This window comes from Aliiroseovarius sp. D2-2, assembly GCF_055809455.1.
The window spans coordinates 1,586,535-1,602,423 of the sequence record NZ_CM147913.1; the positions used below are offsets into that span (position 1 = coordinate 1,586,535).

13 protein-coding genes are annotated in these 15,889 nt (G+C 55.2%); 11 read left to right on the top strand and 2 right to left on the bottom strand.

All coding sequences use genetic code 11. The features are described from left to right. Positions 1-91: 91 nt before the first annotated feature. Positions 92-2,197: a HEAT repeat domain-containing protein gene (locus AC0L6A_RS07845; RefSeq protein ID WP_473293298.1), complete on the top strand. Its 2,106-nt coding sequence runs from the start codon at positions 92-94 to the stop codon at positions 2,195-2,197. 393 nt (positions 2,198-2,590) lie between these two features. Here AC0L6A_RS07845 and AC0L6A_RS07850 read toward each other — a convergent pair whose 3' ends face one another. Then, complete coding sequence (locus AC0L6A_RS07850) at positions 2,591-3,259, bottom strand: GntR family transcriptional regulator (protein ID WP_473293300.1); 669 nt, start codon at positions 3,257-3,259, stop codon at positions 2,591-2,593. A 157-nt stretch (positions 3,260-3,416) separates the two neighbouring features. On the opposite strand from AC0L6A_RS07850, the gene AC0L6A_RS07855 reads away from it, so the two are divergent. The 10 genes from AC0L6A_RS07855 to AC0L6A_RS07900 all read left to right on the top strand — a co-directional run bounded on the left by AC0L6A_RS07855 (position 3,417) and on the right by AC0L6A_RS07900 (position 14,976). Beyond that, complete coding sequence (locus tag AC0L6A_RS07855) at positions 3,417-4,472, top strand: Gfo/Idh/MocA family protein (protein ID WP_473293302.1); 1,056 nt, start codon at positions 3,417-3,419, stop codon at positions 4,470-4,472. A 103-nt stretch (positions 4,473-4,575) separates the two neighbouring features. Next, positions 4,576-5,583, top strand: coding sequence for a TRAP transporter substrate-binding protein DctP (gene dctP, locus AC0L6A_RS07860; protein WP_473293304.1), 1,008 nt, complete (start codon positions 4,576-4,578; stop codon positions 5,581-5,583). A 23-nt stretch (positions 5,584-5,606) separates the two neighbouring features. Continuing rightward, complete coding sequence (locus AC0L6A_RS07865) at positions 5,607-6,206, top strand: TRAP transporter small permease (protein ID WP_473293306.1); 600 nt, start codon at positions 5,607-5,609, stop codon at positions 6,204-6,206. Then, positions 6,203-7,498: a TRAP transporter large permease gene (locus AC0L6A_RS07870; RefSeq protein ID WP_473293307.1), complete on the top strand. Its 1,296-nt coding sequence runs from the start codon at positions 6,203-6,205 to the stop codon at positions 7,496-7,498. Before AC0L6A_RS07865 ends, AC0L6A_RS07870 begins: the two co-directional genes overlap by 4 nt. Then, the gene (locus AC0L6A_RS07875) at positions 7,498-9,255 is read left to right on the top strand and encodes a bifunctional sugar phosphate isomerase/epimerase/4-hydroxyphenylpyruvate dioxygenase family protein (RefSeq protein WP_473293309.1); all 1,758 of its coding nucleotides are present in this window, start codon (positions 7,498-7,500) and stop codon (positions 9,253-9,255) included. Before AC0L6A_RS07870 ends, AC0L6A_RS07875 begins: the two co-directional genes overlap by 1 nt. Continuing rightward, positions 9,252-10,046 carry a citryl-CoA lyase gene (locus AC0L6A_RS07880; protein ID WP_473293310.1) on the top strand — a complete coding sequence of 265 codons (795 nt, stop codon included), beginning with the start codon at positions 9,252-9,254 and terminating at the stop codon, positions 10,044-10,046. Before AC0L6A_RS07875 ends, AC0L6A_RS07880 begins: the two co-directional genes overlap by 4 nt. Positions 10,047-10,113: 67 nt before the next feature. Then, entirely contained in the window at positions 10,114-11,013 is a 900-nt protein-coding gene (locus AC0L6A_RS07885; RefSeq protein WP_473293311.1) for a sugar phosphate isomerase/epimerase family protein, read from the top strand. Then, on the top strand, positions 10,994-12,403 hold the full coding sequence (locus AC0L6A_RS07890; protein ID WP_473293313.1) for an aldehyde dehydrogenase family protein: 1,410 nt from the start codon (positions 10,994-10,996) through the stop codon (positions 12,401-12,403). The genes AC0L6A_RS07885 and AC0L6A_RS07890 overlap by 20 nt, the downstream gene beginning before the upstream one ends. Continuing rightward, complete coding sequence (locus AC0L6A_RS07895; protein ID WP_473293315.1) at positions 12,403-14,196, top strand: thiamine pyrophosphate-binding protein; 1,794 nt, start codon at positions 12,403-12,405, stop codon at positions 14,194-14,196. The genes AC0L6A_RS07890 and AC0L6A_RS07895 overlap by 1 nt, the downstream gene beginning before the upstream one ends. A gap of 15 nt (positions 14,197-14,211) precedes the next feature. After that, a complete protein-coding gene (locus AC0L6A_RS07900) occupies positions 14,212-14,976 on the top strand; it encodes an HpcH/HpaI aldolase family protein (RefSeq protein WP_473293317.1) in 765 nt (254 codons plus the stop codon). A 549-nt stretch (positions 14,977-15,525) separates the two neighbouring features. Here the strand turns inward: AC0L6A_RS07900 and AC0L6A_RS07905 are convergent. Then, the gene (locus AC0L6A_RS07905; RefSeq protein WP_473293319.1) at positions 15,526-15,705 is read right to left on the bottom strand and encodes an HAD hydrolase-like protein; all 180 of its coding nucleotides are present in this window, start codon (positions 15,703-15,705) and stop codon (positions 15,526-15,528) included. Positions 15,706-15,889 lie beyond the last annotated feature (184 nt).

The window sequence follows — 15,889 nt, forward strand, 5'->3', positions numbered from 1 at the left end:
GTGTCCGGCATTCGTGTCGGGCATCGGAAATTCGGCCCTGTCCTCTGCGGATCGAGGCCCTAATCCAAAACTATCCCTAATGAGGTCCAATATGCTGAAACGCGTGATCCCTTCGATGACAGATGGCCCAGATCCGGTTCCCACGTTGTTGACCCATTTGGAAAACGGCAATGACGTGATCCGCACTGAAGCGATCCGTGCGATTGCCGCTACAGCACCCGGCGATGACCGCGTCCGCGTCGCATTGCTGGCTGCGCTGAACGACGAAGATCCAGACGTGCGGTCAGATGCGATGGAAGTCTTGCCCTTGTTCGCGCAAGCTGAGGATGCGGGCATCATCCGTGAAAGCTTGATCGGTGATCCGGTTCGCGAAGTGAAACTGGCGGCTGTATCCTTGCTGGCAGAGCTTCAGCATTCAGAATCCATACCGATTTTGCGCAAACTTGCCGTAGACCGGTGTGAAGATGACATTGCTTGGGAAGACGAAGCAGGTCTGTGGGATGAGTGGCTTGAAATTCAGGTTGCCGCGATCCAAGCGCTGGGAAAGCTGGGCGCAGAGGAGGCGATCCAAGACCTGTTAAATGCACGCCGTGATGAATTTGGCCAGAACCTTGACCTACCGGTATTTGAGGCACTTTCAGGTATGGGCGATGAAGGTATGGTGTGGCTCTTGGCGGTCGCCCAGACCGAAGGTGGACTTCCACGCAAACGTGCGCTTGAGAGGATGTCGAAGCTGGACGCTAAGGCGTTGGAGCCGCATCTGAATTTCTTGCTTGGAGACGACAACGCCGAAGTGAGACGTCTGGCATTGAAATCACTTTCTGGGGATGATGATCGTCTGGCCTATTTGGCTTTGAAAGATGCTGAGCCTTCGTTGCGTAGCGAGGCTTTGGCCATCGCTGCAATGGCACGGCCAGACTTGGCTGTGGTTGCGCTGTCCGACCCCTCGAGCGAGGTGCAGGCCGTTGCACTAGATCTTCTCAGCTGTCCGCTCTCGGACGACCTCTGCGAGGCGCTGAGGATGAATATGCAGGCTTGGATGCTTACGGACACGGGTTCACTGGCGGTCTCGTCCGCGCGCAATTGGCTTCGCTTGGTGCCAGAACAAGGCACAGATCCGCTTCTCGTACTTGTGCGTAATGAGGACCGACCGTTAGAGGCACGGATTGCTGCTACGCAAGCAATTGCGACATTGACGGATTCATCGTCAACTGAGCGTCTGATATCGCTTCTTTCAAATCCGGCGCAGCAAGTACGCCTGATTTCTTTGACCGAGCTTGTGCGTCGGGCCGAGAAGGGCGATGCGGCGGCTGTTGAAGCCCTTTCCATGGCTGCGGAAGAAGCCCTTTTTGCCCCTGATCGGCAAAAGCAGGCCTCTGAGGTCGATTTGGTCACGGAACCAGATGATGACGCCGCCGTTCCGTTAATGCATGTCACCGAGGCTGGCGAAATCGTGAGCACCGATGACGTGGTGGCCGAAAACTCAACACTCGCCTCCATCCAGATCAGCAGGGTCGCAGACCGTCCCCAGAGCAAAAAGGCCAAAAGCAAACAACGTCGCCGCCCAATCGAAGGGCCGACTGAAATTGTTCAGGGACTTGCCTGTGCCACGTTGGGCCTGATCGGTCCCATCCAATCAAAGGAACTGGGCATTACGATCCGAGAGATGACAAATTCTGTCAAAGATAGCCTTAGATATGCTGCTTACAACGCGCTCGAAAAACGGCTGGCAGTGGGGGCGGTGGATGAAGAAGATCTGCCGCGTGTTCGAGCAGGGTTGATGGACCGAATGGCCGTGATCAGATCGACTGCGACACGTATCGCGGCTGGCCATCCTATGCTTCACGAGTACTTGGGCCCACTTACGGACGACGAAGACGCTTTGGTACGTGCCTTAGCCATAGGCTGTCAGTCCGATGAGCAAGTGCTAATTGGCGCTCTGAATGACAAGGACAGCCGGGTGCGGGCCACGGCGCTGAAGCAGCTCATGCAAGCGAATGCCGATACCTCATTTAATGCACTGGTCGATGAAATGATTGCGAACGAAGCCATCGATACAATTGCGCTTGGCGCCAAGCATTCTGACGGCATTCGAACTCTGATTTTGACTAAGCTAGAAAGTGCAGAGTTATCTGCACGGGATGCACTAATTTTGCTTAGAGCACTGACGGTCTCATCTAAGGGACATAAAGCGTGAAGCAATTGTGTTTGTAAGTCTGAGATCCATCAAGCGCGTTGAGCAGACTGAAAGGTTAAGTGCCTAACGTGAACCAGCGGTTTCTCCAGACATCACACTCACCTTATCTGTGAATCTTGGTGGTTAGATCGGCTACGTCTTGACGCTGCGACTTTGTCCTCAGGTATACATTGGACTTATTATGACGGACGAGGATGAAACTGCCCGGAAACACCACTATTGCTCAAACAGCGTCACCTTACTTGCGATCGGAGTAAGGTCAGGACGGACAAAGTCGCTTTCTGCACCTGTGGTAATGGCTGTTGCGCAACCAAAGCGAGGGATCAGGGAAGTTGGGTGGGCGTCATGGAACAGAAGGTGGAGCGTCACCTGCGGTCGAGTAGGCGATTTCGATTACTCTGACAGCTTGGCCATGGCGGCCAAGGTATGTTCCAATCCAAGCCGAATATGCGCTTCCAGGACCTTTGTCGCTTTAGGAATGTCCCGCGCAAGGGCCGCATCGAACATATCCTTGTGCTCCTGAACGGCCTCTTGCCCACGATAGGTCAGTACCAACATTTGATAGCGCAGGTATTTATCGAAGATTGTGCCATGCAACGACAACAAATTCTGCGAGTTACAGGCTTGAATGAGTGCTTGATGGAATTCCCAGTCGTAACGCTTCCACTGTTCTTTTTGCGAGGTATCGCCGTCGAGCATCTTTTGTTCGATCAAGTGCAGCTTGTGGTGGGCAGCAACAAGACTGCCTTCCCAGTCTGCGTCGCCACAGGCTATCGATGTTTCTAAGGCAGAGCATTCCAAAAGGATGCGCAACTCGGCGATTTCGGTCAGATCTTCCGCAGACACGGGGCGTACAAAGAAGCCGCGTTGTTCGGCGGCCTGCACAAACCCTTCGCTGGCCAGACGGTTGAGCGTCTCACGCAGGGTCGACACGCTTGCGGCATAGCGATCGCGCAACCCGTCCAATTTGAGTTTTGTACCCGGAGCGAGTTCACCGAAGATAATATCATGTTTGATACGTTCATATGTGCTGGACCCAACGGTGGGTGCGGATTGTGACATGTCAGACCTTATGGGTTTCAAGTTGGTCAGAGAATAACACGATCATCCGATATTCCTCAATGGGAGATAAAATATGCTGAAATAAAAAATATCATATATTATTGCAAATCTGATGTACTCTGCTAGCGTGCGCAAAAGACGTAAAGAAGAGGGCCAGATGGGGCATTCAAAAAAACTGGCAGTTGTTGGGGCCGGACTCGTTGGCCAGCGCCACATTGCTGCCATTGGCCAAGTGCCAGGCGTAGAACTGGCTGCAGTGGTAGAGCCAGGTCCAACCGAGCAATCCGTTCCTGTTTTCGCTTCTATGGAGGCAATGTTTGACGCCGTCGATGTTGATGGTGTGATCTTGTCTACCCCCACTTTGTTGCACGTAGAGGGTGCGATGGCTTGCGTGGAGCACGGTGTTCCTGTGCTTATCGAAAAGCCTTTGGCGGCGTCGGCCGATGAAGCTGAAGACTTGGTTGTGGCCGCTCGGACCAAAGGTGTTCCTATCCTTGTAGGGCATCACCGCCGTCACAATCCCATCATTCAAAAAGCCGCAGACTTAATCAAAGACGGCGCGATCGGGCAGGTGCGTGCTGCGCAAGTGACCTGCTGGTTTTACAAACCTGACGACTATTTTGACGTCGCACCGTGGCGTAAAAAGGCAGGTGCGGGGCCGATTTCAGTTAATCTTGTGCATGACGTTGACCTGATGCGGCACTTCCTTGGGGAAGTTGTCACTGTTCAAGCGCAGAGCGCGCCTTCCTTGCGCGGCTTTGAAAACGAAGACGTGGCAGCGGCTGTGTTGCGGTTTGAAAGCGGTGCTGTGTGCACCATCACGGTCTCAGACAGCGTGGTGTCACCTTGGAGTTGGGAGCTGACGTCACGGGAATACCCCATCTACCCTGCTACAAACGAATCCTGTTACCTGATCGGTGGGTCAGAAGGCGCGCTGAGCATTCCCGACATGCGGCTTTGGCAACATGAAGGTGGCACTAGTTGGTGGAATCCAATCAAGGCAACGGCGATGCCGGTCAGTTCTTCCGACCCTCTGATTAATCAGATCGCCCATTTTGACGAAGTGATCCGTGGTCGTTGTGAGCCTTTGGTCACTGGGGAAGAGGGCCTAAAAACCTTGCAAGTTGTGGAGGCGATCCAAACTGCGGCTCAGACTGAGAAGCAGATTCAACTAGGCGGTGGACAAAGAAAAACTATCGACGCCGCTGAATAAAATATCGGATATTTTGCAAAATGTATTGCGAAATGAGAAAAATGAGGCATTAATGCTTCGCATGATCTGCCCAGAGGGGCATAAAACGTCTGGGAGGACACACATGACACTGAAACTCACTCGTCGCGTCGCGATGGCCGCAATGGTCGCAGCAGGCGCTTTCGCAGCTGCACCAGCATTTGCTGACAGCAACGCAATCCAACTGCGCATGTCCACATCCGGTTCTGAAACCGATGCACGGTCTGTTGCGCTCGCCGAAGTCTTTGGTCCGGCCGTCGCTGGCTTTGCATCCTACGAACCATCTTACAACGCGACATTGTTCGACCAAGGCACCGAGCTGGACGCGATCAGCCGTGGCAACCTGGAAATGTCCATCACATCTGCACAGGAACTGGCACAGTTCTTCCCAGAGTTTTCGATCTTTGCCACCGGTTACGTTCATCAAGACGCTGCCCATCAGGTGCGCGTATTCAACGACCCTTTGATGGCCCCATTTAAGGCCAAGGTCGAAGAAGAGTTGGGTGTTAAGCTGCTGTCAGTGATGTATCTGGGCAAACGCCACGTGAACCTGCGCCAAAGCCGCGAAGAGCTGGACGTGCAGACACCTGCTGACCTTGCTGGCGTGAACCTTCGCATGCCCGGCACCGACGCATGGCAGTTCTTGGGTGCCGCACTGGGTGCAGCCCCGACACCGATGGCCTTCACTGAAGTGTATACAGGCCTGTCTACAGGAGCGATTGACGGCCAAGACAACCCGATGCCGACCGTTGTAGACAAAAAGTTCTATGAGGTGACAAAGCAGATCGCTTTGACATCGCACCTTGTTGACCTGAACTACATCGCGATCTCGGCGGAAGCGTTCAATGGTATGGCACCAGAACAACAGCTGGCCGTTCAGCGGGCTGCCGATGCGGCCGCTTCTGTCGGTCGTCTGCGTCAGTTGGACTTGGAAAACAGCCTGACAGCGTTTCTGGAAGAGAACGGCGTAGAGGTTTATTCCCCTGACACAGCGGCCTTCCGCAAACACGTTCAGGCGCAGTATGTCGGTTCTGAATTTGCTACCAGCTGGCCCGAGGGTGTGCTGGACGCGATCAACGCGCTGGGCAACTAAGGATTGGGAAGGGGAGATCCATCATGACATTTCTATTCAAGTGGATCTCCCGCATCTCCGACGCAATCGCTGCCACATTGTTGGCAGCGATATTCTTTACATTCTTGCTGCAGATCGGGTCGCGCTATGCGCCCAAGATCATCTCATACTTTGGAATCGCGGAAACATTCCCCGCCCTTGGCACCATTCAGCCACTTGGCTGGACGCTTGAGCTGATCGCGATCCTGTGGGTCTGGGTGATATTCTTTAGCTGCGCTTTCGTGGTGCGCGAATGGGATCACGTTAAATTCGATATCATCTATCTATCTGTGTCGCGTCGCACGCGCACGATCTTTGCGATCATCTCGGCGATCGCGATTGTTGCGGGCATGCTTTATACGCTGTTGCCCACGCTTGACTACATTGATTGGATGAAGATCCGAAAAACCTCGACTGTGCGCAACCCGTTCACGGGTGGCAAAATCCCCATGCGCACAATTTTTAGTGTTTATGGCGCGTTCATGATCGTTGTCGCCGCACGCTATGCATGGCTGGCAGTTGCCACATTCCGCCACGGCCCACCCAAGACCGAACTAGAGATCGTGCTTGAGGAAGAAGCCGCAGCCGAGGAGACCAAGTCATGAGCTTTGAACTCGTTTCTCTTCTTGTCACCCTGTTTGTGCTTGCCGGGATCGGTACGCCCATAGGCTATTCAATTATGCTGGCGTCTGTCGTCTATCTGGGCCTGTCAGGGCTGGATGTCGCATTGGCCGGAGAGAAAATCCTACAAGGTTTCTACGGCAGTGCTATCTTGTTGGCCGTGCCTTTGTTCATCGTTGCTGCGAACATCATGAACGCAGGTTCGATCACCGACCGATTGCTGAATTTCTGCATTGCCGTCGTCGGGCGTTTCAGGGGCGGTATGGGCCATGTGAACGTGGTCGCCTCGCTCATCTTCTCGGGTATGTCAGGGTCTGCTGTCGCGGACGCTGCGGGCATCGGCAAAATCATCATTTCGATGATGACGCGAAACGGCAAATACAGCCGTGGCTATGCTGCGGCCATCACCGCAGCCTCGGCCACGATTGGCCCGATCATACCGCCGTCGATCCCAATGGTGCTGTACGCGCTGATCTCGAACGCCTCGATTGGGGCATTGTTTCTGGCGGGCATTTTGCCGGGCCTGATCATGGGCGCAGTGTTGATGGGGATGAACGGATACCTTGCCCATAAGCGCGGATTCGAAGTCGAAGAAACCGTGCCCCTGAAGAAACTCCCCGGCGTCACAGCGAATGCTTTCCCTGCGCTTTTGATGCCGGTGATCCTGCTTTATGGCATATACGGGGGCGTGACGACGCCGACTGAGGCCGCTGCCGTTGCAGCCTTCTATGCACTGCTTCTGGCCGCCTTGTTCTATCGCTCGCTGTCCTTCAAGGCGCTTTATCAGGTGTTTGTCGACTCGGCCCGGTCTTCGGCTGCAGTTGGTATCGTCATCGGTGGCGCCTTTATCCTAAATTACATCGTGATCACGGAACAAATCCCACAAGCGATTTCTGCATCGCTTGAGGGTGCCGATATCAGCCCGCTGATGTTCCTGATCATGGTCAACATCTTGATCCTATTGCTGGGGTGTGTGTTGGATGCGACGACGATCATTCTTGTTATCGTGCCGCTGTTTATCCCGACGTGTAAGGCGCTTGGCATTGATCTGGTCCACTTCGGGGTGCTGGTCGTCGTGAACTCGATGATCGGGCTAATCACGCCCCCCTATGGCATCCTACTTTTCGTGATCAACGCTGTAACGGACATCCCGCTGCGCGAAATCATCTCGGAAATCTGGGCCTTCCTTGCCGTGCTGATCGTCGCTCTGATCGTGATGATGCTGTCACCGAATCTGGTGCTTTGGCTGCCGCGCATGTTTGGCTATCAAGGCTGATGCTGACTATCCCGACACATGTAGTACCTGGGGCTTTGGCGGAAAAACTGCGGGCGATCTCGGAAGTTGGATTTGAAGCGATCGACCTATGCCTGACAGATGTGGCCCAGTTTGATGGACCCCTTGATGAAATCGCCCACCTTTGTTCTGAAGCCGACCTTAAAATCGCATCTTTGGGGCCGATTGCTTCGGGAGCTACATCAGCAATCCTCGCTGCCAAGATTAAGATGGCCCAGTCATTGGGTGCGGATTTGTTGATCCTTGAGGTTGTAGATCAAGTGCCGGCTGACCTGCCGGAAACGCAGGGTGTCCGGATTGCGCTGCGCCCATTGCGCGAGGCCGAGACGGCGGTAAAGGATTTTGTAAATGCGCAAAACAATCCGGCTGTCGGCCTTGCATTGAATGCCTATCACGTCCTCAGTGACGGGTCGCGTCCAGCACGGTTGCGCGACTTGGATGGGGCAGGGGTGTTTCACGTGGCCCTATGGGATGGTCCGAATGCGCCGATGTTGCCCGGCCAAGGGACGCTGAACCTTGGTGGTTTTGCCCGAGTGTTGGCGCGCGCCGGGTATGAGGGGCCATGGTCTGTCGCTGCCGTTCCCGAAGGCCCCGACACGGTACGAAATGCCTATAGATCTTTGGTCACTGCCCTGTCTGACGCAGCTCAGAGCGAGCCTTTGTTGCAGGGCGCCACCCCCGACTTGCCCCCCAAAGTTCCGGCCAATGGGTTTGAATTCATCGAATTCGCAGTCGATCAGGATGGTGCGACAGAACTAGAGGCGGTCCTTAATTCTATGGCGTTCCGCCGTGAACGCAAGCACCTGTCCAAACAGGTGGCGCTGTGGCGACAGGGCGCGGTGAACATTGTGATCAACCAAGACGGGGCGGGGCACGCGGCGCAAGCCTTGAAGGACCACGGACCTTGTGTTTGCGATATGGGATTGCGGGTGCAGAACGCCGCCGAAACACTTGCGCGGGCCAAGGCGCTTGGCACGCAAGATTTCTCGCAATCGGTGGGTTTAGGAGAGCTTGAAATCCCTGCCATTCGTGGCATTGGAGGAAGCGTCATTCACTTCATCGACGAACAATCCGACCTGCACCGCGTTTGGGATATCGAATTTGAACCGGTCACCCGAACAAAGGCTACACCGCCAGCTGGTTTGCGGCGGATCGACCATGTGGCACAGACCATGCGCTATGATGAGATGCAAAGCTGGTTGCTGTATTATCTGACAACGTTTGAAATGACGAAGTCGCCCATTGTCAATGTCGCTGACCCTTCAGGGATCGTACGCTCTCAGGCGATTGAAACGCCCGAAGGAGAGGTGCGGTTGAACCTGAACGGGGCTGCTGATGCTGACACGCTTGCAGGGTCTTTCCTATCCGGGCGGCCTGGCGCAGGTGTGCAGCACATTGCGTTTCAAACCGACGACATTTTTGAAACCTCGGCACAGCTGATGAGATCAGGTTTCAGCCGGCTGCCTGTGCCGCAAAACTACTACGCTGACACGCAGGCCGCCTTTGGCCTAAGTGACGACATGACCGCGGATATGCAGCGTCACAACATCCTTTACGACGAAGACGAACATGGCGCGTATTTCCAGCTTTACGGTCAGACTTTGTTCGATGGGTTCTTTTTTGAGATTGTCCAGCGCAAGGGCCGATATGCCGGGTATGGCGCGCGCAATGCGCCGATCCGGCTGGCTGCGCAGTCTCAAAGCCAGGCTAGAAAACACAATATCAAAGGTGCCGCATGAGCGACGACGCAGATGCCATCCGCGCATGGTGGCGCACATCTATTATCGACATGGAGCCCGGCAAAATTGCCTTTCGCGGTCACCCGATTGAGGACCTGATCGGTAATGTGTCGTTTCCACAAATGATTTGGCTGATGACTGTTGGGCGACTGCCATCGGCAAATGAGGCCGCATTGCTTGAGGCTGCGTTGGTGGCGGGTGTCGATCACGGACCACAAGCGCCGTCGATTGCTGCGGCACGGATGACGGCAACCTGTGGCGTGGGTCTGAACAACGCCATGGCGAACGGTGTAAACATGCTGGGCGATGTCCATGGCGGTGCGGGCGAACAATGTGCCGAACTTTACTACGATATCAACGCACGCATGGAAGACGGGGCGGACCTGAATGTAGCGGTGCAATCGGGACTAGATGCTTGGCGGGCCGAGAACGGCAAGATCGTCAGTGGCTTTGGACATCGGTTCCACAAGCCTGTGGATTCCCGCGCGCCCCGCTTGATGGCCCTGGTCCGCGAGGCCGCTGTGGCAGGCACGGTCTCGGGTCGCTATGCCGATATTGGTGAGGCGGTTCAGGCCAACCTGAGCGCACGCAAGCCACTTGCGATGAACATTGATGGAGCGACCGCGGTGATTTTCTGCGAACTCGGCTTTCCTGCACCGCTGTCGCGTGGCTTGTTTTGCTTGTCCCGCTCTGTCGGAATTTTATCCCACGCGTGGGAGCAGATGCAGCAAGGGGGTCGCAACAAGGGGCCGATGCCGCCTGCTTACCTGCCAAAATATGACAAAATATAAAATATCATAGATTTTAGAATACATATTATGATAATGCTGATTGCAGACATCATAAGGTAATTCCGAAATGCCCGACGAAACCGGCGCTCCGTATTATTCCCTTGCGCATCTGACCCTCATCAATGCGACTGCACCCGAACTGATCTACATCGCCGCCCGTGCAGGGTATGATGCTGTTTCGCCACGCTTTATCCAGATGAATGTGCCCGGTGAATTCCGTGAAAGCCCGATCGACAAAGCGATGGTGTCGGCCACCAAGACAGCGCTGAAGACCACGGGCCTGAAGGTTCTGGATGTCGAGCTTGCCCGCATCACCGAAGATTGCGATCCGCGAAGTTTCGAAGCGGCCTGCGAGCTGGGTGGAGAGTTGGGCGCAACCAGAATGATCATGTCCGCCTGGACACCCACGCGCGATGACCGCAACTTCATCGTCGATTGCTATGCCGAGACATGTGAAGTCGCGGCCCCTTATGGCCTCTCTGTTGACCTTGAATTCCCAAGCTTCAGTCGTCTGCGCACACTTGATGAGGTGCTGGATATCGTTCGTGCTGCCGATCAGCCAAACGGGGGCATCCTTGTCGACACGCTTTATCTGCACCTCAGCCGCGTGGACCTTGCCGAGCTGCTACACGTCCCCGGTGATCTGCTGAATTTCCTTCACATCTCTGACGCCTTGCCCGGCATCGCGGACACCCGTGAGGGCATGATCCAACTGGCCCGCGACGCACGGCTATATCCCGGCGAGGGCTGCATTGATTTTGCGGGCATCATCGAACGCATGCCGCCCGTGGATTACTCGGTAGAGCTTCCGAACCAATCCCGCGTGACCGAGCTGGGCTTTGAAGAACACGCGCGGCGGTGTCTGCATCACGCCAAACGCACGTTTGGGGATGTCCGGTCCCAGCGGCGCACCAATCCCATTCCTACACAAGAAAGCACTCAGACAGATGGCCAAAGAGCTTACTGACGACGACCGCCAACTGGCGGCTGATATGATCACCCGCGCCCGCGCGGCGATGGCAGAGATTGAAGATTGGTCCCAATCCGATCTGGACCGATTAAGCCAGGCCATTGCTTGGTATGCAGGCAATGAAAAGACATTCACGCGGCTGTCCGAACAGGGTGTTGATGAATCCGGAATCGGCGACCGTGCAGGCCGCCCTGCCAAACGGTTCAAAATTCAAATGGTGCTGCGTGATGTGTTACGCACGCCTTCAACAGGGGTCGTAGATGTGGACGAGGCTAAGGGATTGGTGAAATACGCCAAACCCGCCGGTGTGATCGCCTCGCTAATTCCGATGACCAACCCCGCAATGACACCTCCGGTGACGGGGGTTTCATCTGCCAATGCGCGCAACGCGGTGATCTTTTCGCCGCATCCACGCACGGCGGGTACCACGTTTGAGATGACGGAAGTGATGCGCAAGGCCTGCGTTGCTGTTGGCGCGCCCGCTGATCTGTTTCAGGCCGTGCGGCACCCTTCGATCCCGCTGACTCAACACCTGATGGAGGAATGCGATCTGACTTTGGCCACGGGCGGAAAGCCCATGGTCAAGGCGGCGTATTCGTCTGGCCGCCCGGCCTATGGCGTCGGCGCGGGCAATTCGTCCATCGTGATCGACGAAACCGCCGACATCGGCATCGCGGCGCAGAATACCCGCATTTCCAAAACCTCCGACTTTGGGTCGGGGTGTTCAGCGGATGGCAATATCATCATTCAAAAATCCGTATACGCCGACATGGTACGCGCTCTTGAAGACGAGGGTGGGTATCTGTGCAGTGCCGAAGAAAAGGGCCTGCTGGAAGCGGCCATGTGGGACGAAAAAGGCAACCGCACCTTCCCGACGATTGCCTGTAAACCTCAGCAGACTGCGGATGTGGCGGGGTTCACAATTCCCGAGGATCGCAAATTCCTGATGGTGGAAAACCAAGGTCAGATCGGACCAGAGCACAAGTTCAGCAAGGAAAAGCTGACCACTGTCATGGCGCTTTATCACTTCGAGACGTTTGACGATGCTCTCGACACTGTTCGTGCCATCTACGCGACTGGCGGCGTTGGTCATTCCTGCGGCATCTACAGTCACTCTGACGATAACATCGATGCTTTGGCGCGGGTTGCCCCGGTCAGCCGCATGATGGTGCGTCAGCCCCAATCCAAAGCCAACGCAGGGTCTTGGACCAACGGGATGCCGATGACGTCCAGCCTTGGTTGCGGCATTTGGGGTGGCAACATCACCAATGAAAACGTCACGATGAAACACATGATGAACTACACGTGGGTCGCACGGCCCATCGCCGAAGACCGCCCCTCGGAAGAGGAGCTATTTGGCGAATTCTTTGGACAGGAGGTCGCGTGATGGACGGATCGAAGGTAGAAGGCAAAACCGTAGCGGAACATATCGTAGATTTTCTGGGGAGACGCGAAGTAGAGCATGTGTTCGGCCTATGCGGCCACACCAACATCGCGGTTTTAGCTGCCTTAGCCGAAAGCCCGATTGATTTCATCACCGTGCGTCATGAACAAATCGCAAGCCACGCGGCGGACGCTTATGCGCGCGTCAAAGGCAAGGCCTCGGTGGTGCTTTCGCACCTCTCTCCTGGTTTGACAAACTGCGCCACTGGCGTGGCGAATGCAGCGCTGGATTGCATCCCGATGGTGGTGATCGCGGGCGATATTCCGACCCATTACTATGGCAAACACCCCCATCAAGAGGTGAACCTGCACGCGGATGCGGCCCAGTGGGAAATCTATCGCCCCTTCGTAAAACGCGCGTGGCGCGTGGACCGCGCCGACCTGATGGCCGAGATCCTTGAAAAGGCGTTCCATTTGGCCGAAAGCGGCCAACCGGGCCCAGTTTTGGTTAACGTGCCGATGGATATTTTCAGCGAAGTGATCCCGTCCGACACTTTTGATCGCATCGCAAACAACACCAAACATCTTGTCAAACCATCCTTGGATGACGAAACCGCGCGCCAAATTGTAAGCGGTCTGGCAGCGGCCAGCGCGCCCGTCGCTTATGTCGGCGGCGGAATTCTTCTGGCGCAAGCGAGCGATGAGCTGGATGCCTTCGCAACCCATATGGGCTTGCCGATTGCACATTCCCTGATGGGCAAAGGCGCTGTGCGTGATGATCACCCGCTGGTCATGGGCATGACTGGTTTCTGGGGAACAGAATTGGTGAACCAAACCTGTTTGAACGCGGATATGGTCTTTGCCGTGGGCACCCGTTTTAAAGAAGCGGATTGTTCCAGCTGGTATCCAGGCTACACGTTCAACATTGGGGCCAAAGGCAACGATACGAAGGTCATTCACATCGATATCGAGCCTCAGGAAATCGGGCGTAACTACCCGACCGAAATCGGGGTGGTTGCGGATGCCAAGGCCGCGCTGCGTGTGCTGACCCGTGTTGCGAAAGAGATGTATCCAGACGGTTTTGACCGCAGTGAAAAGAAGGCTGAAATCGCCACGTTCCGGAAGTCATTCAAAGCTTCAAATGTCGACATGCAAAGCTCATCCGCGTTCCCGATGATGCCAGAACGCATTCTGGCTGATGCGCGCACGGCGCTTCCCGATGATGCGATCATCACCACCGACGTGGGATGGAACAAGAACGGTGTGGGACAGCAATTTGACATTCTGACACCGGGCTCGATCCTTACGCCTGGCGGCTTTGCGACGATGGGTTTTGGCCCGCCCGCGGCCATTGGTGCGAAACTGGCGGCCCCGGACCGTGTGGTTCTATCCCTCGTCGGGGATGGCGGCTTTGGCCAAAACCCGTCGATGTTGGCTACGGCTGTGGAACTTAACCTTGGGATCGTCTGGCTTGTCATGAACAACAACGCCTTCGGCACCATCGCAGGCCTACAAAAGGCGCATTATGGTCTGACCTATGGCACGACCTTCCCAGGCACGGCCGCGGCCCCAACAAATGGGCCTGGCTATGCCGAGATCGCGCGCGCCTACGGCGCCGAGGGTATCCGCATCACATCGGCAGACGAGCTGTTACCCGCTTTGCAGGCCGCCATTGCCAGTGGTAAGCCTACGGTGTTGGATGTGCCCATGATCAACAACCCTACACCGACGACAGGACATTGGAATATCCTCGATATCTATTCCCCCGACAAAGACGTTAGCCACGTGTCCACCTGAAGAAAGTCCAAACGCATGCAGATCCCCAAGAACCGCTTTAAGTCCGCAATTGTTGCAGGGACACGCCAATTGGGGATCTGGAATACCGTCGGTGGCAATACTGTGCCCGAACTGCTTGGCGGGGCGGGGTTTGACTGGGTGCTGGTGGATTGTGAACACGCCGCTATCGAAACGATCGAGGTTCTGCCCGCACTGCAAGCCATCGGGCAGAACCCCGAAACCTCTGCCGTTGTGCGCATCGCGGCCAACGACACCACTCTGTTCAAACGGGTGCTCGACATGGGCGCGCAAACCGTGATGGTGCCTTATGTTCAAACTGCCGAGGAAGCCAAAGCGGCGGTTCACGCCATGCGCTATGGCCCCAAAGGGATGCGTGGGATGGCTGGCATGACCCGCGCCACACGATATGGCAAAGTTGATGACTATTTCACAGCCGCCGAGGATGAACTGTGCCTTGTTGTGCAGGTGGAAACGCTTGAGGGGCTACGGAACCTCGACGCCATTGCCAAAACGGACGGAGTCGACGCGGTGTTCATTGGCCCGGCCGATCTTAGCGCAAGCATGGGGTTGCGTGGGCAAATGACCCATCCGGATGTAGACAAGGCCGTATGCGATGCGATCAAACGATTGGTAGGATTAGGCGTACCCGCCGGGGTCATGGCGCTCGATCCTGACGTTGCCGATCGCTACCTGATGCTCGGGGCCTCTTTCGTGGCGATTGCAGTGGATCTTGTACTGCTGGCGGATGCAGTTGCAGACATCCGTCAACGGTTCACCTGACGCCTTTTTCATTCGGGTGTGATTTCCGCCAATCCTAACTGGCTCATATCGCCTAATTTTGAATTGAACTAAGAGGACGCGTTTGTCCGATCAGATGACTTTTATTTCATACTCTGCCTTCTAATGGGACGATAGAAAGGCGAAAGCTCGACAAGATTTTCCCTCCATTCCAGTCATCTCTGCCAAACGCGATGACTATCACCCAAGCCCAATGAGACTTAACCTTTCACCGAGATCGTTAGTCATTCTTAGATCGAGCGGTAAGTTCAAGTTCCGTTTGCTTTCCATCAATCACCTCAACTGGCCAGACGGACTAATCTCGCCCATGGCATGCAAGAGGTCAGCGGTTCGACCCCGCTAGGCTCCGCCAAAACTCTTTCCAAGATTAGATAATAGTTTGAATCGGTTACGAGGTAACCGCTTATCTTTTCGCGCATTGTGTCACCATTTTGCATGCAGCCCTGTGTCACCTCTGTGTCACTCGATTTGTGTGACAAATGTGAGGACGCCCCAAAGTAGACATTTGAGTTGCTCGCGGCGAACGGCAACTCAGATCCGTTTCAAACACCAATCCGAGCATATCATGGATGATTGGCAATAATCGTGTACATCGTTGCCCGCAAACATGCCGTCCTGAATTACACAAACGGTGGGCCAACCATGTGCTGCACTTCCGATTATATCGGTATGTAATGTGTCTCCGACCAATACGATACTGATCAGCCCCACCTAAGTGGTTCAATTTGAATGTAAGTGATGATTGGCGTGGTTGCTATCAAATGATGGATTCCAGGGCCGGTGGGCGGTAGTGCCACGGTTCTTCGCAGTTGGTGGAATTTACCAACAGACGAGGCGCGCCAGATTCATTTCTTGACCAAATGGTAAAATATGCTGTTACTGTATGCCAACACAG